Here is a 21,405-nt window from a genome sequence, read left to right as displayed (position 1 = left end):
TGCCGTCTTTATGGGCTAGTATTTTCGCAAATGAACATTTATGTTCGAATTCAAATATTACGAAAAGAACCCGAGGCCAGCCGATGCCCACTTCTACCTTGCCTACGCCCCCTCTCGCCGAGATCTATGACGTCGCCGTCATTGGCGGCGGTATCAATGGCGTGGGGATTGCCGCGGACGCTGCCGGTCGCGGTCTTTCGGTGTTCCTTTGTGAAAAGGACGACCTGGCCAGCCATACCTCGTCGGCCAGCAGCAAGCTGATCCACGGTGGCCTGCGCTACCTCGAACATTACGAGTTCCGCCTGGTGCGCGAAGCACTGGCCGAACGCGAAGTGCTGCTGACCAAGGCCCCGCACATCGTCAAGCAAATGCGCTTCGTGCTGCCCCACCGCCCGCACCTGCGCCCGGCCTGGATGATTCGCGCCGGCCTGTTCCTCTACGATCACCTGGGCAAACGTGAACAGCTCGCAGGCTCCAAAAGCCTGAAATTCGGTGCCGACAGCGCATTGAAAAGCGAAATCACCAAAGGCTTCGAATATTCCGACTGCTGGGTCGACGATGCGCGACTGGTGGTGCTCAACGCCATGGCCGCCCGGGAAAAAGGCGCACATGTCCACACCCGCACCCGCTGTGTGAACGCCCGCCGCAGCAAAGGACTGTGGCACTTGCACCTGGAACGCGCCGACGGCAGCCTGTTTTCGATCCGCGCCAAGGCGCTGGTGAACGCCGCCGGTCCTTGGGTCGCCAAGTTCATTCGCGACGATCTGAAGATGGAGTCGCCCTACGGTATCCGCCTGATCCAGGGCAGCCACCTGATCGTGCCGAAACTCTACGAAGGCGAGCACGCGCACATTCTGCAAAACGAAGATCAGCGCATCGTGTTCACTATTCCGTATCTGAACCAGTTCACCTTGATCGGCACAACTGATCGGGAATACACCGGTGACCCGGCCAAGGTAACGATCACCGAAGGCGAAACCGATTACCTGCTGAAGGTGGTCAACGCCCACTTCAAGAAGCAGATCAGCCGCGACGATATCCTGCACAGCTATTCCGGCGTACGTCCGCTGTGCAACGACGAGTCCGACAACCCGTCGGCCGTCACCCGGGACTACACCCTGGCGCTTTCCGGTGGCGGTGAAGAAGCGCCCTTGCTGTCGGTGTTCGGTGGCAAGCTGACCACTTATCGCAAATTGGCCGAATCGGCCATGGCGCAACTGGCTCCCTACTTCACGCAGATGCGCGGAAGCTGGACCGCCGTAGAGGCCCTCCCCGGCGGCGAAAACATGACCACCCCGCAAGCGCTGTGCTCGGCGTTGCGGGACAAGTTCGACTGGCTGCCGACCGACATCGCCCGCCGCTGGGCCACCACTTATGGCAGCCGTACCTGGCGCATGCTCGAAGGCGTGCATGACCTTGGCGACCTGGGCGAACACCTCGGCGCCGGCCTCTACACCCGCGAAGTCGATTACCTGTGCAGCGACGAGTGGGCCGTCGACGCCCAGGACATCCTGTGGCGCCGCAGCAAGCTGGGCTTGTTCACCACCCCGGCCGAGCAAGAGAAGCTGCAGCAGTACCTGGATAAGGTCGAGCACAACCGTCGCAAGATCGAAGCGGCCTGACCGATATCCCGCAACACCCAAAGCCCCTGAATCCAGCGATTCAGGGGCTTTTTGCTATCTGGCGTCCACCGATGCCCCTGTGGGAGCGAGCTTGCTCGCGATGAGGCCAGCACATTCAACATCCATGGGACTGACACACCGCTATCGCGAGCAAGCTCGCTCCCACAATGAATCGGGGGCAGGCTCAAGCCATTCGGTTTTCCGAACACGACCCGCCAGTCAGTTCGGCTAACCGGATAAAACAGCCCGCCTAAAACCTGAAACAAAACATTAATCACCATTTAAAACAACAAGTTAAACAGACCACCCTGGCCTGGCACGAGTCATGCTCTACACTTCTGGAGACGAATGCCTGTACGCCAACACACCAGGAGCTGCCAGGTATCTCGAAGTACTCAGGGCCGACGAACCGGCCGAAATAAAAAAAACAATGTCGAGGAAACATCGATGCGTATCGTTCCCCATCTCCTGGGCGCAGCCATTGCTGCCGCTCTGATCAGCACTCCGGTTTTCGCAGCCGAACTGACCGGCACACTGAAAAAGATCAAAGAGTCCGGCGTCATTACGCTTGGGCATCGCGACGCTTCCATTCCGTTCTCCTACATCGCGGACGCTTCCGGCAAGCCGGTCGGCTACTCCCACGACATCCAGCTGAAAGTCGTCGAAGCGATCAAGAAAGACCTGGACCTGCCCAACCTGCAGGTCAAGTACAACCTGGTCACCTCGCAAACCCGTATCCCGCTGGTGCAGAACGGCACCGTGGACCTGGAATGCGGCTCCACCACCAACAACGTCGAGCGTCAGCAGCAGGTTGACTTCTCCGTTGGCATCTTCGAGATCGGCACTCGGCTGCTGACCAAGAAAGATTCCAAGTACAAGGATTTCGACGACCTCAAGGGCAAGAACGTCGTGACCACCGCCGGCACCACGTCCGAGCGCCTCCTCAAGTCCATGAACGCCGACAAGCAAATGGGCATGAACGTCATCTCCGCCAAGGACCATGGCGAGTCCTTCCAGATGCTCGAAGGCGGCCGTGCGGTTGCTTTCATGATGGACGACGCCCTGCTGGCCGGCGAAGCCGCCAAGGCCAAGAAAGCCGACGACTGGGCCGTGACCGGTACACCACAGTCCTACGAAATCTACGGCTGCATGATGCGCAAGGGCGACGAGCCGTTCAAAAAGGCTGTGGATGACGCCATCAAGGCCACCTACGCTTCGGGCGAGATCAACAAGATCTACGAAAAATGGTTCATGCAACCTATCCCGCCAAAAGGCCTGAACCTGAACTTCCCGATGAGCGACGAACTCAAGGCATTGATCGCCAAGCCAACCGATAAAGCGGCTGACGACAAGAAATCCTGATTTCTGACTAACCTTATCTCCTGAAGGGGCCCGGCCCTTTCAGGGGATGGTCACTCCCTGCTGGCAAATTTGGAAAACACTCGAACCGGTGGCTGTCGAGCCGATCGCGTGTGCCTGGCCTCCAAGCCGGGCGGGAACGGAGCTTCCCCAGGCGGGCATTTGTATCTCGAACGATCTGAGGGGAGACCCTAATGAATTACAACTGGGACTGGGGCGTGTTCTTCAAGTCCACCGGCGTGGGCAGCGAGATTTATCTCGACTGGTACCTGGCCGGCCTGGGCTGGACCATCGCCATCGCCGTCGTGGCCTGGATCATCGCCCTGCTGCTGGGCTCGGTGCTCGGCGTGATGCGCACCGTGCCGAACCGGCTGGTGTCGGGGATCGCCACCTGCTACGTGGAACTCTTCCGTAATGTGCCGCTGCTGGTTCAGCTGTTCATCTGGTACTTCCTGGTGCCGGACCTGCTGCCCGCCGATATGCAGGAGTGGTACAAGCAGGACCTGAACCCGACCACCTCGGCCTACCTGAGCGTCGTCGTGTGCCTGGGCCTGTTCACCGCCGCCCGGGTCTGCGAACAAGTGCGCACCGGTATCCAGGCGCTGCCGCGCGGCCAGGAATCCGCCGCCCGAGCCATGGGTTTCAAGCTGCCGCAGATCTACTGGAACGTGCTGCTGCCCCAGGCCTATCGGATCATCATTCCGCCGCTTACCTCGGAATTCCTCAACGTCTTCAAGAACTCCTCCGTGGCCTCGCTGATCGGGCTGATGGAGCTGCTCGCGCAGACCAAGCAGACCGCCGAGTTCTCCGCCAACCTGTTCGAAGCCTTCACCCTGGCGACGCTGATCTACTTCACCCTGAACATGAGCCTGATGCTGCTCATGCGCATGGTCGAGAAGAAAGTCGCGGTGCCCGGCCTGATCTCCGTGGGGGGTAAATGATGGAATTCGATTTCACTGGCGTCATACCGGCCATTCCCGGCTTGTGGAACGGCATGGTCATGACCCTCAAGCTGATGGCCATGGGCGTGGTCGGCGGGATCATCCTGGGGACGATCCTGGCGCTGATGCGCCTGTCCCACAACAAGCTGATCTCCAACATCGCCGGCGCCTACGTCAACTATTTCCGCTCGATTCCGCTGCTGCTGGTCATCACCTGGTTCTACCTGGCCGTGCCGTTCGTGCTGCGCTGGATCACCGGCGAAGACACGCCGATCGGTGCATTCGGTTCTTGCGTCGTGGCGTTCATGATGTTCGAGGCGGCGTACTTCTGCGAAATCGTGCGGGCCGGCGTGCAGTCGATCCCCAAGGGCCAGATGGGCGCGGCACAGGCACTGGGCATGAACTATGGCCAGACCATGCGCCTGATCATCCTGCCCCAGGCGTTTCGCAAGATGACCCCGCTGCTGCTGCAACAGAGCATCATCCTGTTTCAGGACACCTCGCTGGTCTACACGGTCGGCCTGGTGGACTTCCTCAATGCTTCGCGGGCCAATGGCGACATCATCGGCCGCTCCAATGAGTTCCTGATCGTCGCAGGTCTCGTGTACTTCACAATCAGCTTTGCCGCCTCGCTGCTGGTCAAGCGTCTGCAAAAAAGGTTCGCCGTATGATCTCTATCAAGAACATCAACAAGTGGTATGGGGACTTCCAGGTACTGACCAATTGCAGCACCGAGGTCAGCAAGGGTGAAGTTGTGGTGGTGTGCGGGCCATCGGGTTCGGGCAAATCCACGCTGATCAAATGCGTGAACGCCCTGGAGCCGTTCCAGAAAGGCGACATCGTGGTCGATGGCACCTCCATCGCCGACCCGAAGACCAACCTGCCGAAACTGCGTTCGCGCGTGGGCATGGTGTTCCAGCATTTCGAGCTGTTCCCGCACCTGACCATCACCGAAAACCTGACCATCGCGCAGATCAAGGTGCTGGGCCGCAGCAAGGAAGAAGCCACCAAGAAAGGCCTGCAACTGCTTGAGCGGGTCGGTCTCTCGGCCCACGCCCACAAGCACCCGGGCCAGCTCTCCGGCGGCCAGCAGCAACGCGTGGCGATTGCCCGAGCCCTGGCGATGGACCCGGTGGTGATGCTGTTCGACGAACCGACCTCGGCCCTTGACCCGGAAATGGTCAACGAAGTGCTCGACGTGATGGTGCAACTGGCCCACGAAGGCATGACCATGATGTGCGTGACCCACGAAATGGGCTTCGCCCGCAAAGTGGCGAACCGGGTGATCTTCATGGACCAGGGCCAGATCATCGAGGACTGCAAGAAAGAAGAGTTCTTCGGCGACATCAGTGCCCGCTCCGAACGCGCGCAGCATTTCCTTGAGAAAATCCTGCAGCACTAAAAACACCGCTCCCCACTGTGGGAGCGAGCTTGCTCGCGAATAGGGCAGCACATTCAACATCAATGTGGCTGACACACCGCTTTCGCGAGCAAGCTCGCTCCCACAAGGGATCGGAGTTGGCTTGTAGATTTGTGTTGTGGTTGACCCAAGGCTTCTGTGATGAAATGCGACCCCACCCTTTATCGCGCCGCGCCGCCATCACTCGCCGTGAAACCCCGCCTGATCCGCCATCTGTTCCTGCCGCCGCTGGTCATTGCACTGATGATCGGCCTGGGTTACCTCGGCTTCTGGATCAGCGAGCACTATGGCGTACGCGGCCTCGCCGAGAATGGCGAGCGCCAGTTGGAGCTGCACGCCCGTGCGGTCGAGAGCGAGATCAGCAAGTACACCTACCTGCCCAGCCTGCTGGAGCTTGAATCGAGTGTCTCACAACTGCTTGACGACCCCACGCCCGAGCATCGCAAGACCGTCAACGAATACCTCGAAGGCCTGAACCGCCGCAGCCGCAGCCGGGCCATCTACGTGATGGACACCACCGGTCGGGTGATGGCCACCAGCAACTGGCGCGATGTCGACAGTTACCTGGGCGAAGACCTGTCCTTCCGCGCCTATTTCCAGAACGCCGTACGCGGCCAGCCGGGACGGTTCTACGGCATCGGCAGCACCAATGGCGAACCCGGCTACTACCTGGCCCATGGCCTGGAGCAACAGGGCAAGATCATTGGCGTGGCCGTGGTCAAGGTGCGCCTCGAAGCCATGGAAGAGCGCTGGCAGCGAGCGCGGCTGGAGGCGTTCGTCAGTGATGAGAACGGCATCATCATCCTGTCCAGCGACCCGGCGCGACGGCTCAAGTCGGTGCGTCCCCTGAGCGACGAGACCAAGGAGCGCCTGGCCCGCAGCCTGCAATATTATTGGTTCCCGCTCAACGAACTGGTGCCCCTGGCCCGGGAACGCCTGGCCGAAGGCATGGAGAAGCTGACCTTCCCGGCCAACACCGAACTGGTGTCCGACGAGCGCGCCATCAGCTATTTGTCGCAGACCCGGCCCTTGAGCGATACGCCGTGGAATTTCACCCTGCTGACGCCCCTTGAAGACCTGCGTCGCCAGGCGATCAACCAAGGCATCCTGGTGGCCGTGGCCTTCGCCCTGGTGGCGTTCCTGCTGATCGCCTGGAACGAACGACGCAAGGTCATCGCCACCCGCCTTGCGGCCCGGGAAGCCTTGCAGGAAGCCAACAACCAGCTCGAGCGTCGGATTACCGAACGCACCACCGACCTGCGCGCCAGCAACGAACGACTCAAGGCCCAGATCCGCGAGCGGCGCCAGGCCGAAGAGACCTTGCGCCGGGCCCAGGACGAACTGGTCCAGGCCGGTAAACTGGCGGCCATCGGCCAGATGTCCACCAGCATCGCCCATGAGCTCAACCAGCCGCTGGCGGCGCTGCGCACCTTGTCCGGCAATACCGTGCGCTTCCTGGAGCGCGGCCAGCTGGACATCGCCAGCACCAACCTCAAGACCATCAACGAATTGATCGACCGCATGGGCCGGATCACCGCCAGCCTGCGCGCCTTCGCCCGGCGCGGCGACGACCAGGGCCGGGCCAGCCTGGGCAAGGCCGTCGAGGCCGCATTGCAATTGCTGGGCGGGCGCCTGGAAAACCTGGACATCCAGATCCACAGCGGTTTCGATGACGTCCAATTGCAAATCGACCAGACCCGCCTCGAACAGATCCTGGTGAACCTGATCGGCAACGCCCTGGACGCCATGCAAACGCAACCCGAGCCGAAACTGTGGCTCGACGGCCAGGCCGCCGATGGCAAATATCGCCTTCGGGTGCGGGACAATGGTCACGGCATCGATCCTGAAGCCCGCAAGCATTTGTTCGAACCGTTCTTCACCACCAAACCTGGCGAACAGGGCCTGGGCCTGGGCCTGACGCTCTCGGCGAGCCTGGCCGCCGCCGCGGGTGGGCACCTGGGCGTCGAGTACCCGCTCGAGCGTGGCACCACGTTTGTCCTCAATCTACCGTTGGTCAGCCTTTCACCTGCCGAGCCGCTATGAACCACGACCTGAGCGTACTGATCGTCGAAGACGACCCCCACGTCCTGCTGGGCTGCCAGCAGGCCCTGAGCCTGGAGGACATTCCCTGCATCGGCGTGGGCAGCGCCGAAGAGGCCCTGGAGCGAGTCGACGATAACTTTGCCGGCATCGTCATCAGCGACATTCGGCTGCCGGGCATCGACGGCCTGGAACTGCTGACTCGTCTCAAGGCGCGGGACCGCAGCCTGCCGGTGGTGCTGATCACCGGCCACGGCGACATTTCCATGGCCGTCGGTGCCATGCAAAAAGGCGCCTATGACTTCATGGAGAAACCCTTCTCCCCTGAGCGCCTGGTGGACGTCGCCCGTCGCGCCCTGGAACAGCGCAGCCTGGCCCGGGAAGTGTCATCGCTACGTCGGCAACTGGCCGAACGCGACTCCCTGGAAGGCCGGATCATTGGCCGCTCGCCGGCCATGCAGCATCTGCGCGCGCTGATCGCCAACGTCGCCGACACCTCGGCCAACGTCCTGATCGAAGGCGAAACCGGCACCGGCAAGGAACTGGTCGCCCGCTGCCTGCATGATTTCAGCCGGCGCCACGACAAGCAGTTCGTCGCGCTGAACTGCGGCGGCCTGCCGGAGAACCTGTTCGAAAGCGAGATTTTCGGCCACGAGGCCAACGCCTTCACCGGTGCCGGCAAACGCCGGATCGGCAAGATCGAGCACGCCGATGGCGGCACGCTGTTTCTCGATGAAGTGGAAAGCATGCCCCTGCCCTTGCAGATCAAGTTGCTGCGCGTGTTGCAGGAACGCACCCTCGAACGCCTGGGCTCGAACCAGAGCGTGGCGGTGGATTGCCGGGTGATCGCCGCCACCAAGTCCGACCTGGACGAAATGGGCCGGTCCGGGCAATTCCGCAGCGACCTGTATTACCGCCTCAACGTGGTGACCCTGGAACTGCCGCCACTGCGCGAGCGGCGCGAAGACATCCTGCAATTGTTCGAGCATTTTCTCCAGCAGTCGTCCCTGCGCTTCGACCGCACGGTGCCGGAGCTGGACAACCAGACCCTGTCGAACCTGATGAGCCACGACTGGCCGGGCAATGTGCGCGAACTGCGCAACGTCGCCGAGCGCTACGCCCTCGGCCTGCCGGCGTTCAAGCGCTCCGGTGCCAGTGGCGGCAGCCAGGGCCTGGCCTTCGCCGAAGCGGTGGAAGCCTTCGAGCGCAACCTGCTGGTGGACGCCCTGCAACGCAGCGGTGGCAACCTGACCCAGGCCAGTCAGGAACTGGGCATGGCCAAGACCACGCTGTTCGACAAAGTCAAAAAATATGGCCTGAGCCATTAACCGAAGGGTGAACGTGTGGACCTGATTTTCAAGGCGGCGCTGGGTGCAGCCGTGGTGGTTATCCTGGCGATGCTGGCCAAGACCAGGAATTACTACATCGCCGGGCTGGTGCCGCTGTTCCCCACCTTCGCCCTGATTGCCCACTACATCGTCGGCAAAGGTCGCTCGGTGGACGATCTGAAGACCACCATCGTGTTTGGCATGTGGTCGATCATTCCGTACTTCGTCTATCTCGCAACACTGTACGTCATGGTCGACCGCCTGCGCCTCGAAGCCTCATTGGCCGTGGCAGCCGTCGCCTGGCTGATGGCTGCGACGGTGCTGGTCACCGTTTGGGTGCGGGTGCACGGCTGATCCCTGTAGGCGCTGCTCGACAGCGCCTACAAAACCTACGGCTCAATAGCCGACAGTAAATCGCGTCCGCGAAAACTGCGGCGTCTCCACTTCATCGATCATCGCAATGGCGTAGTCGGCAAAGCTGATCCAGCTACGCCCGTCGGCGTCGAACAGCAGGTGATCCTTGCCGACACGGAACTGGCCCGTGCGCTCGGTTTCCACGAACTCCGCCGAAGGCGAGAGGAAGGTCCAGTCCAGGTCCTGTTCCTTGCGCAGCACATCCAGGAACAAGGCACCGGCGCTGGCTTCAGCCAGGTATTCCTCCGGGAAGCCGTCGCTGTCGATCACCCGGCTGTTATCCGGCAGCAGCAACGAACCGGCCCCGCCGACCACCAGCAAGCGCTTGACCCCGGCGGCTTTCACCGGTGCGATGACCTTGTCGGCTGGCACGCTGGCAAAGTGCGTGGCACTGATCACCACGTCATGCCCGTCGATGGCGGCGATCAACGCCTCGCTGTCCAATACGTCCACCTGCTTGCTGACCACCCCGGCCCTTTCGCCGATTTTCGCGGTGTTGCGGGCAATGGCCGTCACGCTGTGACCACGGCGCAGGGCCTCTTCCAACAGTTGGCTGCCGGCCCGGCCGGTGGCGCCGATGATTGCGATTTTGCTCATGGTGTTCTCCAGTGATTACACATAAATGCCATTTGAAGCGGTTGACGCGGTACATCGTCGTGGCATATGTGGCGAGGGAGCTTGCTCCCGCTGGGTCGCGCAGCGACCCCAAACCGGTGGATACCCTACGTCGGGCACACCCCGTGGATCGTTTTGCGACTGCTTCGCAGCCGAGCGGGAGCAAGCTCCCTCGCCACAAAAGCACCTCAGCCAAAAGCCATTGATAACAAGCACCCCGCCACACAATCAGTCATTCACCACTTCATCTCGCCCTTCGCCACCTTGGCACTGAGCTCCAGGGAGCTGTCTTCACCCAGGTCCGGGTAGCGTAGTTTCATGGCGCGGATCAGCGCGGCGGAATCCTTGGCCTTGGCGGTTTCTTCGTCGAAAGCCTTGATGTAGCCGGCGGTGAAGCGCACCGGGGCCAGGGAACGGGCGCTGTCACCCAGGTAGTGACCCGGAATCACCGTGTTCGGTTGCAGTTTTTCAATGTTGGCGAGGGTCGCCAGCCAATCCTTGTGAGACTGCGGCGTCTGGGTATCGGCCATCCATACATGAATGTTCTCGGCCACCACGACACCGCCCACCACGGCCTTGATCGATGGAATCCACACGAAACTGCGTTCCGGCTGCGGACCATCGAGGCCGACGACCTGCAAGCGCTGGCCTTCCAGGGTCAGGCTATCGCCCTTGAGCACCTGGGGCACGATGGCTTTGGCCGGCGCATCGGTCTTCAGGATCGGCCCCCAGTATTTCAGTTTGCCGTCCATGGTCTGCTTGATGTGTTCGACGGTCGGCGCCGACGCCAGCACCTTGGCCTCAGGGAACGCGGCGGTGAGGGTCTCCAGGCCAAAATAGTAGTCTGGATCGCCATGGCTGATGTAGATCGTGGTCAATCGCTTGCCACTGGCGCGGATTTTTTCCACCACCTCGGCGGCCTGGGATTTGCCGAACTGGGCGTCCACCAGAATCGCCTCTTTTTCACCGCTGACCAACACCGAAGTCACCGGAAAAACCGCTGCCGCGCCAGGGTTGTAGACGTCGAGCGTCAAGTCGGCGGCCCAGGTCTGGGCAGTGAAAGCCAGGGCGGCAGTTGCCAGCAGCAGGCGCTTGAGTGGGATAAAGCCGGTCATGTGTGCTCCGTTGTCCAAAAACCCGTCAGGGGAATGAGACTGAGCTTAGTTACCTGACTCGTTACAAAAAATGCGATGCTGGAACATAGTTTGTTTCTGAAATCGGGCAAATCATGGATCGTCTACAAGCAATGCGGGTGTTCGTCACGGTGGTCGACCTGGGCAGTCAGTCGGCAACGGCTGAGCACCTGGACCTGTCGCGACCCGTGGTGTCGCGGTATCTGGCGGAGCTGGAAGACTGGGTCGGCGCCCGGCTGATGCACCGCACCACCCGCAAGCTGAGCCTGACGGCCGCAGGTTCCGAGATCCTGCCGCGCTGCCGGCAGATGCTGGAGCTGTCCGGCGACATGCAAGCCGCCGTCGGCACCCCGGACGGCGCGCCACGGGGCATGTTGCGCATCAGCGCCAGCACCTCGTTCGGCCAGGCCCAACTGGCAAGCGCCATGGCCGACTACGTCAAGCACTACCCAGGGGTGAGCATCGACCTGCAGATGCTCGACCGCACCGTGAACCTGGTGGACGAGCGCATCGACCTGGCGATCCGTATGAGCAACGACCTGGACCCGAACCTGATCGCCCGCCGCCTGACGGTCTGCCGTTCGGTGATCTGCGCCTCGCCGCGGTATCTGCGTGAGCATTCGACACCGCTGCGCGTGGAAGACCTGAGCCGGCACAACTGCCTGACCCACTCCTACGTCGGCAAGAGCCTGTGGCATTTCGAGCAGGACGGCGAGCAGGTCTCGGTGCCGGTGCAAGGCAACATCAGCGCCAACGAAGCCAGCACATTGCTTCAAGCCACGATAGCCGGCGCAGGCGTGGCGATGCTGCCCAGCTACCAGGCCGGCGCCCACCTCAAGAACGGCGAACTGATCCGCCTGCTGCCCCATGCCGAACCGCGCCGGATGAACATGTACGCGGTGTACGCCTCACGCAAGCACATGCCCTCGGCGCTGCGCAGCCTGCTGGATTTTCTGGTGCTGAAATTTCCCGAGACGCCGGAGTGGGATGTGGGGTTGTAGCCAACATTCGCCTCACCACTGTCCACCTGTGGGAGCGAGCTTGCTCGCGATAGCGGTGTGACAGCCAGCAGAGAGGTTGACTGACATTCCGCTATCGCGAGCAAGCTCGCTCCCACAAGGGCCAAGGTAGTTTTCTCAAGTACCGTCCCAGGATTTCACCAACAGCCCGCCCCAAGGCATACTGGCCACCCTCCGCATCCCAGAACCCAAACCGCCCCATGCGTATCCACGTCAGTTTCATCGACCGCGTCGGCATCACCCAGGAAGTCCTGGCCTTGCTCGGTGGGCGCAATCTCAACCTGGATGCGGTGGAGATGGTGCCGCCCAACGTCTACATCGATGCCCCGACCCTCAGCCCGCAAGTGCTTGACGAACTGCGCGAGGCCCTGTTCAGCGTGCGCGGCGTGCAGGCGGTCACCGTGGTGGACATCTTGCCGGGCCAGCGTCGGCACTTGCAGCTCGATGCCTTGCTCGCCGCCATGACCGACCCCGTGCTGGCCTTGGACAGCGTCGGCAAGGTGTTGCTGGCCAACCCGGCGCTGATCGCCCTGTATGGTCGCGAACCGGCCGGGGAAAGCGTGGCCGAGCTGTTCAGTGACGAGACGTTGCTCGGCGCCCTGCTGGAAAATGGTTTCCGCCTGCCCTTGCGGGAGGTCACCCTCAATGGCCAGACCTTGCTGCTGGACGCCACGCCCATCACCGACGCCGGCGCGCTGCTGACGCTCTATCAGCCCAATCGCATCGGCGAGCGTCTGTCAGCCCTGCACCACGACCACGCCGAAGGTTTCGACGCACTGCTGGGCGAATCCCCGGCGATCCGCACCCTCAAGGCCCGGGCCCAGCGCGTCGCGGCCCTGGATGCACCGCTGCTGATCCAGGGCGAAACCGGCACCGGCAAGGAACTGGTGGCCCGGGCCTGTCACGCCATCAGCGCCCGTCACAGCGCGCCGTTCCTGGCCCTGAACTGCGCCGCGCTGCCGGAGAACCTGGCGGAAAGCGAGCTGTTCGGCTACGCCCCCGGCGCCTTCACCGGGGCACAACGGGGCGGCAAGCCAGGGCTGATGGAGTTGGCGAACCAGGGCACGGTATTCCTCGATGAAATCGGCGAGATGTCGCCGTACCTGCAAGCCAAGCTCCTGCGTTTCTTGAACGATGGCAGCTTCCGCCGGGTCGGCGGCGACCGGGAAGTCAAGGTCAATGTGCGAATCCTCAGCGCCACCCACCGCAACCTGGAGAAAATGGTCAGCGAAGGCTCGTTCCGCGAGGACCTGTTCTATCGCCTGAACGTGCTCAACGTCGAAGTCCCGCCGCTGCGTGAACGCGGCCAGGACATCCTGCTGCTGGCGCGCTACTTCATGCAGCAGGCCTGCGCGCAGATCCAGCGCCCGGTCTGCCGCCTGGCTCCCGGTACTTACCCGGCGCTGCTGGGCAACCGCTGGCCGGGCAACGTGCGGCAATTGCAGAACGTGATCTTCCGCGCCGCCGCCATCTGCGAAAGCAGCCTGGTGGACATCGGCGACCTGGACATCGCCGGCACCTCCGTGGCGCGCCAGGGCGATGTGGAAGTCGAAAGCCTGGAACAGGCCGTGGAAACCTTCGAGAAGCACCTGCTCGAAAGCCTCTACGCCAACTACCCCTCCACCCGCCAGTTGGCCAGCCGCCTGCAAACCTCCCATACCGCGATTGCCCATCGGTTGCGCAAGTACGGGATTTCCGGGAAGCCGTAGGCCCCTGTGGGAGCGAGCTTGCTCGCGATTGGGGGACTGCCAGTCACCTCAGTGCAAACTGAACCACCGCTATCGCGAGCAAGCTCGCTCCCACAAGGTGACTGACCCCAAAAAGGTGGACACCCCTCTGACTTTTTGGGTTTTCCATGGGCCAGCGTGCCTTCAGAATCGAAGCCAAAAACGACCTCCACCTGTACTGAAAGCGCTACAGTGGAACGATATCGCTACACCTTGCGCTAACCTGCACCGTGCAAGGCTTTGATCCCACAACGATTTTTTCCAGGCGTCCAGCTGTAGCGATTTCGCTACAGCCAAGTCAATCCAAGACTTGATGAAACCATTCAAGCCATTGATACATAAGGCATTAATAACATTGGCCGCATTCTTGCTATGGATATAACCATTCGGCCGGGCCAAGCCCCGCGCCTTTCTTCGCGTCCACCAGACGAATCTGGCCCCAGGAGTTTCCATGAGCGAGTTGCGTTTCACTGAAGATCACGAATGGCTGCGCACCGAAGCCGACGGCAGCGTCACCGTAGGTATTACCGCTTTCGCGCAGAACGCATTGGGCGACGTGGTTTTTGTGCAACTGCCTGAATTGCAGGCCTATGACAAAGGCGCCGAGGCCTCTACCGTGGAGTCGGTCAAGGCTGCCAGCGGTGTGTACATGCCCCTGGACGGTGAAGTGCTCGAAGTGAACGACAAGCTCGACGCCAGCCCGGAACTGGTCAACGAAGATCCGCTGGGCGAAGGCTGGTTCTTCCGCTTTAAACCGACCGACGCCGACGCAGTGGCTAAGCTGTTGGATCAAGACGCCTACGATCGCCTGATCAAAGCCAACGCCGAAGCCTGAGGAGCGCACCATGACCGTTAATCTCGGCACCGCCAACGAATTCATCGCCCGCCACATCGGCCCGCGTTCCAGCGACGAGCAAGCCATGCTCGAGCGCCTGGGTTACGACTCCCTGGAAGCGTTGAGCGCCAGCGTCATCCCGGAAAGCATCAAGGGCACCAGCGTGCTGGACATGGGCGACGGCCAGAGCGAAGCCGACGCACTGGCCTCGATCAAGGCCATCGCCAGCAAGAACCAACTGTTCAAGACCTACATCGGCCAGGGCTACTACAACTGCCACACGCCGGCACCGATCCTGCGCAATCTGCTGGAAAACCCGGCCTGGTACACCGCCTACACCCCGTATCAGCCAGAAATTTCCCAGGGCCGTCTCGAAGCGCTGTTGAACTTCCAGACCCTGATCAGCGATCTCACGGGCCTGCCGATCGCTAACGCCTCGTTGCTCGACGAAGCCACCGCCGCCGCCGAAGCCATGACCTTCTGCAAGCGCCTGAGCAAGAACAAGGGCAGCAACGCCTTCTTCGCCTCCGTGCACAGCCACCCGCAAACCCTCGACGTGCTGCGCACCCGTGCCGAGCCCCTGGGCATCGACGTAGTGGTGGGCGATGAGCGCGAACTGAGCGACGTCAGCGGCTTCTTCGGCGCGCTGCTGCAATACCCGGCCAGCAACGGCGACCTGTTCGACTACCGCGAACTGACCGAACGCTTCCACGCCGCCAACGCCCTGGTGGCCGTTGCCGCGGACCTGCTGGCCCTGACCTTGCTGACCCCGCCGGGTGAATTCGGTGCCGACGTGGCCATCGGCAGCGCCCAGCGCTTCGGCGTGCCGCTGGGCTTCGGCGGCCCACACGCGGCGTACTTCTCCACCAAGGACGCCTTCAAGCGCGACATGCCCGGCCGCCTGGTCGGTGTTTCCGTGGACCGTTTCGGCAAGCCGGCCCTGCGCCTGGCGATGCAGACCCGCGAGCAACACATCCGCCGCGAGAAAGCCACGAGCAACATCTGCACCGCCCAGGTGCTGCTGGCCAACATCGCCAGCATGTACGCCGTGTACCACGGCCCCAAGGGCCTGGTGCAAATTGCCAATCGCATCCATCACCTGACCGCGATCCTCGCCAAGGGCCTGGGCGCGCTGGGCCTGAGCGTCGAGCAAGAGAGCTTCTTCGACACCCTGACCCTGCGCACCGGCGCGCAAACCGCCGCCCTGCACGACAAGGCCCGCGCCCAACGCATCAACCTGCGTGTGGTGGACACGGAACGCCTGGGCCTGTCCCTGGACGAGACCACCAGCCAAGCTGACGTCGAAGCGCTGTGGAACCTGTTGGCCGACGGCAAGGCCCTGCCGGACTTCGCGGCACTGGCCGCCACCGTGCAAAGCCGCATCCCGGCCGAGCTGGTGCGCCAATCGGCGATCCTCAGCCACCCGGTGTTCAACCGCTACCACTCCGAAACCGAGCTGATGCGCTACCTGCGCAAGCTCGCCGACAAGGACCTGGCCCTGGATCGCACCATGATCCCGCTGGGCTCCTGCACCATGAAACTCAACGCCGCCAGCGAAATGATCCCGGTGACCTGGGCCGAGTTCGGCGCCCTGCACCCGTTCGCTCCGGCCGAGCAAAGCGCTGGCTACCAGCAACTGACCGACGAACTGGAAGCCATGCTCTGCGCCGCCACCGGCTATGACGCGGTGTCGCTGCAACCCAACGCCGGTTCCCAGGGCGAATACGCCGGCCTGCTGGCGATCCGCGCCTATCACCAGAGCCGTGGCGAAGACCGTCGCGACATCTGCCTGATCCCGTCCTCGGCCCACGGCACCAACCCGGCCACCGCCAACATGGCCGGCATGCGCGTGGTCGTGACGGCCTGCGATGCCCGTGGCAACGTCGACATCGAAGACCTGCGGGCCAAGGCCATCGAGCACCGCGAACACCTCGCGGCGCTGATGATCACCTACCCGTCCACCCACGGCGTATTCGAAGAAGGCATCCGCGAAATCTGCGGCATCATTCATGACAATGGCGGCCAGGTGTACATCGACGGCGCCAACATGAACGCCATGGTCGGCCTCTGCGCCCCGGGCAAGTTCGGCGGCGACGTGTCGCACCTGAACCTGCACAAGACCTTCTGCATTCCTCACGGCGGTGGCGGCCCGGGCGTCGGTCCGATTGGCGTCAAGTCGCACCTGGCGCCGTTCCTGCCGGGCCACGCCAACATGGCGCGCAAGGAAGGCGCGGTGTGCGCGGCGCCGTTCGGCAGCGCGAGCATCCTGCCGATCACCTGGATGTACATCCGCATGATGGGCGGTGCGGGCCTCAAGCGCGCGTCGCAACTGGCGATCCTCAACGCCAACTACATCGCCCGTCGCCTGGAAGAACACTACCCAGTGCTCTACTCCGGCAGCAACGGCCTGGTGGCCCACGAGTGCATTCTCGATTTGCGTCCGCTCAAGGACAGCAGTGGCATCAGTGTCGATGACGTGGCCAAGCGCCTGATCGACTTCGGTTTCCACGCGCCGACCATGTCGTTCCCGGTGGCCGGCACGTTGATGATCGAACCGACCGAAAGCGAATCCAAGGAAGAACTGGACCGTTTCTGCGACGCCATGATCTGCATCCGCGAAGAAATCCGCGCGGTGGAAAACGGCAGCCTGGACAAAGACGACAACCCGCTGAAGAACGCCCCGCACACCGCGGCGGAGCTCGTCGGCGAGTGGACTCACCCCTACAGCCGCGAACAGGCGGTGTACCCGGTGGCGTCGTTGATCGATGGCAAGTACTGGCCGCCGGTGGGCCGGGTCGACAACGTGTTCGGCGACCGCAACCTGGTCTGCGCCTGCCCGTCGATCGAAAGCTACGCTTGACCTATGGAGGGGCGGGCTTGCTCGCCACCTCTCAACAACACCGCGAACCTTGTGGAAGGTCACCTTCTCAAGGAAACCACATCTCCCTGTGGGAGCGAGCTTGCTCGCGATAGCGGTGTGACAGCTGACAGAAATGTTGACTGACACTCCGCTATCGCGAGCAAGCTCGCTCCCACAAAGGAGCCTGTGCTCCATTTCATAACCGTCGATCCTCATAAAAAGAAACCGGAGAAACACCATGTCGTTAAGCGTGTTCGACCTGTTCAAGATCGGTATCGGTCCTTCCAGCTCCCATACCGTCGGCCCGATGCGTGCCGCTGCCCGTTTCGCCGAAGGGCTGCGCCGTGACGATCTGCTTGAAAGCATTACCAGCGTCAAGGTCGAGCTCTACGGCTCGCTCGGTGCCACCGGCAAGGGCCATGGCAGTGACAAGGCCGTGTTGCTGGGCCTGGAGGGCGAGCATCCCGACACCGTGGACACCGAAACGGTGAACGCCCGGCTCCAGGAGATCCGCAGCAACGGTCGCCTGAACCTGCTCGGCGAACACGCCATCGAATTCAACGAAAAACTGCACTTGGCGATGATCCGCAAGCCGCTGGCCTTCCACCCCAACGGCATGATCTTCCGCGCCTTCGATGCCGCCGGGCTGCAAGTGCGCAGCCGCGAGTACTACTCGGTCGGTGGCGGCTTTGTCGTGGATGAAGACGCCGCCGGCGCCGACCGCATCGTCGAAGACGCCACGCCCCTGACCTTCCCGTTCAAGAGCGCCAAGGACCTGCTGGGCCATTGCACCACCTATGGCCTGTCCATCAGCCAGGTGATGCTGACCAACGAAAGCGCCTGGCGCCCCGAAGCCGAGACCCGCGCCGGCCTGCTGAAGATCTGGCAGGTGATGCAGGACTGCGTGGCGGCCGGCTGCCGCAACGAAGGGATTCTGCCGGGCGGGCTGAAGGTCAAGCGCCGGGCCGCGGCGTTGCATCGCCAGTTGTGCAAGAACCCCGAAGCCGCACTGCGCGACCCGCTGTCGGTGCTCGATTGGGTCAACCTGTATGCCTTGGCCGTCAACGAAGAAAACGCCTACGGCGGGCGCGTCGTCACCGCCCCGACCAACGGGGCGGCGGGCATCGTCCCGGCCGTGCTGCATTACTACATGCGCTTCATCCCCGGAGCCAGCGAGGATGGCGTGGTGCGGTTCCTGCTGACCGCCGCCGCCATCGGCATCCTGTACAAGGAAAACGCCTCCATCTCCGGCGCCGAAGTCGGTTGCCAGGGTGAAGTCGGCGTGGCCTGTTCCATGGCTGCCGGGGCCTTGTGCGAAGTGCTCGGCGGCACCGTGCAGCAAGTGGAAAACGCCGCCGAGATCGGCATGGAACACAACCTCGGCCTGACCTGCGATCCGATCGGCGGGCTGGTGCAGGTGCCGTGCATCGAACGCAACGCCATGGGCTCGGTGAAAGCCATCAACGCGGTGCGCATGGCCATGCGCGGCGATGGGCATCACTTCGTCTCCCTCGACAAAGTCATCCGCACCATGCGCCAGACGGGCGCCGACATGAAAAGCAAATACAAGGAGACCGCCCGCGGCGGTCTGGCGGTCAACATCATCGAATGCTGACGCGCGCCACTCTCATTTTCCAGGAGCTGATATGTCCACCGAACAACTGTTGAAAACCCCGCTGCACGCCCTGCACCTCGAACTCGGCGCCCGCATGGTGCCGTTCGCCGGCTACGACATGCCGGTGCAGTACCCACTGGGCGTGATGAAGGAACACCAGCACACCCGCGATCAGGCCGGGCTGTTCGACGTGTCCCACATGGGCCAGATCCGCCTGAGCGGCGCAGGCGCCGCCAAGGCCCTGGAAACCCTGGTACCAGTGGACATCATCGACCTGCCGGTGGGCATGCAGCGCTACGCCATGTTCACCAACGACAACGGCGGCATCCTTGACGACCTGATGGTCGCCAACCTGGGCAATGACGAACTGTTCCTGGTGGTCAACGCCGCCTGCAAGGATCAGGACCTGGCCCACCTGCGTGCGCACATTGGCGATCAGTGCAACATCGAGCCGCTGTTCGAGGCCCGCGCCCTGCTTGCCCTGCAAGGTCCGGCCGCCGTCACCGTGCTCGCCCGCCTGGCGCCGGACGTGGCAAAGATGACCTTCATGCAGTTCCAGCGCGTCACGCTGTTGGGCGTGGATTGCTTTGTCAGCCGTTCGGGCTACACCGGTGAAGACGGTTTCGAAATTTCCGTACCCGCCGCCGACGCGGAAAAACTCGCCCGCGCCTTGCTGGCCGAGCCGGAAGTCGCGGCCATCGGCCTCGGTGCCCGTGACTCCCTGCGCCTGGAAGCCGGCCTGTGCCTGTATGGCCACGACATGAACACCGAGACGACGCCGATCGAAGCCAGCCTGCTGTGGGCCATTTCCAAAGTGCGGCGTGCCGATGGCGCCCGCGCCGGTGGTTTCCCCGGCGCTGAGAGCGTGTTCGCCCAACAACAGGGCGGCGTGAAGCGCAAACGCGTCGGCCTGCTGCCCCAGGAACGCACACCCGTGCGTGAAGGCGCGGAGATCGTCAACGAAGCCGGCGAGATCATCGGTTCTGTGTGCAGCGGCGGTTTCGGCCCGACCTTGGGCGCGCCGTTGGCGATGGGTTACCTGGACAGCGCCTATGTGGCACTGGATACGCCGGTCTGGGCCATCGTGCGTGGGAAAAGGGTGCCTTTGCTTGTAAGCAAAATGCCATTCGTTCCACAGCGCTACTACCGCGGCTGATTGGTTGTTTCTATAAGTAACGCGGTTGCGTTATACGTGCACTAATGTGTCACGCAACCGCCATAAAAAGGTGCATATCTTTAGACATTCAACCGACCTTATAACGATCGTAAACAATTGAACTAGCCTATCGAATAAGCCCTGCTCCGCAAGCGGCGTAAATGCGGGCAAGCTGAGCAAATACGGGGCCTTCCGAGGGGGTTGTTTTTTTATTCGAAGTTGGCGTAGAGTTTGGTCACTGTGTTTGCATGGGTCGCTTGGAATCGTGACCTGGGCAGTAGCTTATGAAGTTCGCTACATCCCGTTCGACGTCTCTTACTTTCCTGCAACCCAGCCCAGTACTCTTTCATGTGAAAGAGGCTGTCATCAATTTTAGCGTCAAAGGAAATAAGAAAATGTCTCAACGTCAGAGCGGTACCGTCAAGTGGTTCAACGACGAAAAGGGTTTTGGTTTTATCACGCCTGAAAGCGGTCCGGACCTGTTCGTGCATTTCCGCGCCATCCAGGGCAACGGCTTCAAGAGCCTGAAAGAAGGCCAGAAAGTGACTTTCGTTGCCGTGCAAGGCCAGAAAGGCATGCAGGCTGACGAGGTTCAAGCCGAAGCCTGAGGCTTTCGCACACTAAAAAGCCCCTGATTGATATCAGGGGCTTTTTTATGGGCGTAAATCCGTAAAATGGCTTCTTTTTTCAGCCGAGGCCGTCATGCCGAAACACCTGCTCACGCCCCAGGGCGACTTTCCCCCCGCCGGCCTGGGCCGTCGCCTGGCGGCGATGTTTTATGACTTTTTGCTGTGCACAGCGCTGCTGATCGTCACCAGCGGTGCCTACAAGATGATCCAGATGGCGATCATCGGCGAAGAAAAAATGCGCGCCCTGACCGAAGCCGGTGCGCTGGACGGCGACCCGCTGCTGTCCACCGTGCTGCTGTTCGTGCTGTTCGGCTTCTTCGCCAAGTTCTGGACCCACAACGGCCAGACCCTGGGCATGCAGGTCTGGTGCATCCGCGTACAAAACGCCGATGGCACAGCCATCAGCCTGTGGCAGGCGCTGTTGCGGTTCGTGGTGTCGATTGCGTCACTGCTGCTGGTGGGGTTGGGCTTCATCTGGGCGCTGTTCGACAAGCGCCAGCGCAGCTGGCACGACATCTACTCGGAAACGCAGCTGGTGCGGATTCCCAAGAAGACCAAGTAATTCCCGACTGCAAAACAGCCTTGTGGCGAGGGAGCTTGCTCCCGCTCGGCTGCGCAGCAGTCGTGGATGGCTTGCATGGTCGATCTGAGTGATCGGGCCGCTGGCAAGAAGGGCTGCTTCGCAGCCCAGC

The 21,405-nt window shown here is 62.1% G+C and carries 18 protein-coding genes; 16 read left to right on the top strand and 2 right to left on the bottom strand.

Annotated features, from left to right (window positions below):
- The first annotated feature begins 83 nt into the window (after positions 1-83).
- From glpD to J4E63_RS03745, 8 genes are all read left to right on the top strand, one after another.
- On the top strand, positions 84-1,622 hold the full coding sequence (glpD, locus tag J4E63_RS03780; RefSeq protein ID WP_207281159.1) for a glycerol-3-phosphate dehydrogenase: 1,539 nt from the start codon (positions 84-86) through the stop codon (positions 1,620-1,622).
- A 447-nt stretch (positions 1,623-2,069) separates the two neighbouring features.
- A complete protein-coding gene (locus tag J4E63_RS03775) occupies positions 2,070-2,984 on the top strand; it encodes a glutamate/aspartate ABC transporter substrate-binding protein (protein ID WP_060740928.1) in 915 nt (304 codons plus the stop codon).
- Positions 2,985-3,175: 191 nt separating this feature from the next.
- Positions 3,176-3,922 (top strand): amino acid ABC transporter permease, encoded by a 747-nt coding sequence (locus J4E63_RS03770; RefSeq protein WP_092201528.1) that lies wholly within the window; start codon positions 3,176-3,178, stop codon positions 3,920-3,922.
- Positions 3,922-4,593, top strand: coding sequence for an amino acid ABC transporter permease (locus J4E63_RS03765; RefSeq protein WP_060743144.1), 672 nt, complete (start codon positions 3,922-3,924; stop codon positions 4,591-4,593). The genes J4E63_RS03770 and J4E63_RS03765 overlap by 1 nt, the downstream gene beginning before the upstream one ends.
- Positions 4,590-5,324 carry an amino acid ABC transporter ATP-binding protein gene (locus tag J4E63_RS03760; protein ID WP_003204983.1) on the top strand — a complete coding sequence of 245 codons (735 nt, stop codon included), beginning with the start codon at positions 4,590-4,592 and terminating at the stop codon, positions 5,322-5,324. The genes J4E63_RS03765 and J4E63_RS03760 overlap by 4 nt, the downstream gene beginning before the upstream one ends.
- 159 nt (positions 5,325-5,483) lie before the next feature.
- Entirely contained in the window at positions 5,484-7,385 is a 1,902-nt protein-coding gene (locus tag J4E63_RS03755; RefSeq protein ID WP_207281158.1) for an ATP-binding protein, read from the top strand.
- Complete coding sequence (locus J4E63_RS03750; RefSeq protein WP_058546102.1) at positions 7,382-8,710, top strand: sigma-54 dependent transcriptional regulator; 1,329 nt, start codon at positions 7,382-7,384, stop codon at positions 8,708-8,710. Before J4E63_RS03755 ends, J4E63_RS03750 begins: the two co-directional genes overlap by 4 nt.
- Before the next feature lie 24 nt (positions 8,711-8,734).
- Positions 8,735-9,064: a GlpM family protein gene (locus J4E63_RS03745; protein ID WP_170842284.1), complete on the top strand. Its 330-nt coding sequence runs from the start codon at positions 8,735-8,737 to the stop codon at positions 9,062-9,064.
- Between the two features lie 42 nt (positions 9,065-9,106).
- Here the strand turns inward: J4E63_RS03745 and J4E63_RS03740 are convergent, their stop codons facing one another.
- The gene (locus tag J4E63_RS03740) at positions 9,107-9,721 is read right to left on the bottom strand and encodes an NAD(P)-dependent oxidoreductase (RefSeq protein ID WP_060740924.1); all 615 of its coding nucleotides are present in this window, start codon (positions 9,719-9,721) and stop codon (positions 9,107-9,109) included.
- A 254-nt stretch (positions 9,722-9,975) separates the two neighbouring features.
- Complete coding sequence (locus tag J4E63_RS03735) at positions 9,976-10,854, bottom strand: MBL fold metallo-hydrolase (protein ID WP_207281157.1); 879 nt, start codon at positions 10,852-10,854, stop codon at positions 9,976-9,978.
- Between the two features lie 113 nt (positions 10,855-10,967).
- Between J4E63_RS03735 and J4E63_RS03730 the strand changes: the two genes are divergently transcribed.
- The 8 genes from J4E63_RS03730 to J4E63_RS03695 all read left to right on the top strand — a co-directional run bounded on the left by J4E63_RS03730 (position 10,968) and on the right by J4E63_RS03695 (position 21,275).
- On the top strand, positions 10,968-11,873 hold the full coding sequence (locus tag J4E63_RS03730; RefSeq protein ID WP_207281156.1) for a LysR family transcriptional regulator: 906 nt from the start codon (positions 10,968-10,970) through the stop codon (positions 11,871-11,873).
- 218 nt (positions 11,874-12,091) lie between these two features.
- Positions 12,092-13,600 carry a sigma-54-dependent transcriptional regulator gene (locus J4E63_RS03725; protein ID WP_207281155.1) on the top strand — a complete coding sequence of 503 codons (1,509 nt, stop codon included), beginning with the start codon at positions 12,092-12,094 and terminating at the stop codon, positions 13,598-13,600.
- Positions 13,601-14,069: 469 nt separating this feature from the next.
- Positions 14,070-14,453 (top strand): glycine cleavage system protein GcvH, encoded by a 384-nt coding sequence (gcvH, locus tag J4E63_RS03720; RefSeq protein ID WP_060740920.1) that lies wholly within the window; start codon positions 14,070-14,072, stop codon positions 14,451-14,453.
- A 10-nt stretch (positions 14,454-14,463) separates the two neighbouring features.
- Positions 14,464-17,313, top strand: a complete 2,850-nt coding sequence (gene gcvP, locus J4E63_RS03715) for an aminomethyl-transferring glycine dehydrogenase (RefSeq protein WP_192261162.1) — start codon at positions 14,464-14,466, stop codon at positions 17,311-17,313.
- A 238-nt stretch (positions 17,314-17,551) separates the two neighbouring features.
- Positions 17,552-18,928 (top strand): L-serine ammonia-lyase, encoded by a 1,377-nt coding sequence (locus tag J4E63_RS03710; RefSeq protein ID WP_092441957.1) that lies wholly within the window; start codon positions 17,552-17,554, stop codon positions 18,926-18,928.
- A gap of 31 nt (positions 18,929-18,959) precedes the next feature.
- The gene (gene gcvT, locus J4E63_RS03705) at positions 18,960-20,084 is read left to right on the top strand and encodes a glycine cleavage system aminomethyltransferase GcvT (protein WP_207281154.1); all 1,125 of its coding nucleotides are present in this window, start codon (positions 18,960-18,962) and stop codon (positions 20,082-20,084) included.
- A gap of 395 nt (positions 20,085-20,479) precedes the next feature.
- Entirely contained in the window at positions 20,480-20,692 is a 213-nt protein-coding gene (locus J4E63_RS03700; RefSeq protein WP_003175786.1) for a cold-shock protein, read from the top strand.
- A gap of 94 nt (positions 20,693-20,786) precedes the next feature.
- Positions 20,787-21,275 carry an RDD family protein gene (locus J4E63_RS03695; protein WP_060740916.1) on the top strand — a complete coding sequence of 163 codons (489 nt, stop codon included), beginning with the start codon at positions 20,787-20,789 and terminating at the stop codon, positions 21,273-21,275.
- The last annotated feature ends 130 nt before the right edge of the window (positions 21,276-21,405 follow it).

Origin of the sequence: Pseudomonas sp. FW300-N2F2 (assembly GCF_017351655.1) — a bacterium.
Lineage (GTDB): Bacteria > Pseudomonadota > Gammaproteobacteria > Pseudomonadales > Pseudomonadaceae > Aquipseudomonas > Aquipseudomonas fluorescens_AA.
Note: the sequence above shows the minus strand (reverse complement) of the source record. Positions and strands in the feature narration are given on the sequence as shown.

What these genes read in the sequence shown, in the direction of transcription:
- glpD (WP_207281159.1), top strand. Translation starts at nt 84, where the DNA reads ATGCCCACTTCTACCTTGCCTACGCCCCCTCTCGCCGAGATCTATGAC.
- J4E63_RS03775 (WP_060740928.1), top strand. Translation starts at nt 2,070, where the DNA reads ATGCGTATCGTTCCCCATCTCCTGGGCGCAGCCATTGCTGCCGCTCTG.
- J4E63_RS03770 (WP_092201528.1), top strand. Translation starts at nt 3,176, where the DNA reads ATGAATTACAACTGGGACTGGGGCGTGTTCTTCAAGTCCACCGGCGTG.
- J4E63_RS03765 (WP_060743144.1), top strand. Translation starts at nt 3,922, where the DNA reads ATGGAATTCGATTTCACTGGCGTCATACCGGCCATTCCCGGCTTGTGG.
- J4E63_RS03760 (WP_003204983.1), top strand. Translation starts at nt 4,590, where the DNA reads ATGATCTCTATCAAGAACATCAACAAGTGGTATGGGGACTTCCAGGTA.
- J4E63_RS03755 (WP_207281158.1), top strand. Translation starts at nt 5,484, where the DNA reads ATGAAATGCGACCCCACCCTTTATCGCGCCGCGCCGCCATCACTCGCC.
- J4E63_RS03750 (WP_058546102.1), top strand. Translation starts at nt 7,382, where the DNA reads ATGAACCACGACCTGAGCGTACTGATCGTCGAAGACGACCCCCACGTC.
- J4E63_RS03740 (WP_060740924.1), bottom strand. Translation starts at nt 9,721, where the DNA reads ATGAGCAAAATCGCAATCATCGGCGCCACCGGCCGGGCCGGCAGCCAA.
- J4E63_RS03735 (WP_207281157.1), bottom strand. Translation starts at nt 10,854, where the DNA reads ATGACCGGCTTTATCCCACTCAAGCGCCTGCTGCTGGCAACTGCCGCC.
- J4E63_RS03730 (WP_207281156.1), top strand. Translation starts at nt 10,968, where the DNA reads ATGGATCGTCTACAAGCAATGCGGGTGTTCGTCACGGTGGTCGACCTG.
- J4E63_RS03725 (WP_207281155.1), top strand. Translation starts at nt 12,092, where the DNA reads ATGCGTATCCACGTCAGTTTCATCGACCGCGTCGGCATCACCCAGGAA.
- gcvH (WP_060740920.1), top strand. Translation starts at nt 14,070, where the DNA reads ATGAGCGAGTTGCGTTTCACTGAAGATCACGAATGGCTGCGCACCGAA.
- gcvP (WP_192261162.1), top strand. Translation starts at nt 14,464, where the DNA reads ATGACCGTTAATCTCGGCACCGCCAACGAATTCATCGCCCGCCACATC.
- J4E63_RS03710 (WP_092441957.1), top strand. Translation starts at nt 17,552, where the DNA reads ATGTCGTTAAGCGTGTTCGACCTGTTCAAGATCGGTATCGGTCCTTCC.
- gcvT (WP_207281154.1), top strand. Translation starts at nt 18,960, where the DNA reads ATGTCCACCGAACAACTGTTGAAAACCCCGCTGCACGCCCTGCACCTC.
- J4E63_RS03700 (WP_003175786.1), top strand. Translation starts at nt 20,480, where the DNA reads ATGTCTCAACGTCAGAGCGGTACCGTCAAGTGGTTCAACGACGAAAAG.
- J4E63_RS03695 (WP_060740916.1), top strand. Translation starts at nt 20,787, where the DNA reads ATGCCGAAACACCTGCTCACGCCCCAGGGCGACTTTCCCCCCGCCGGC.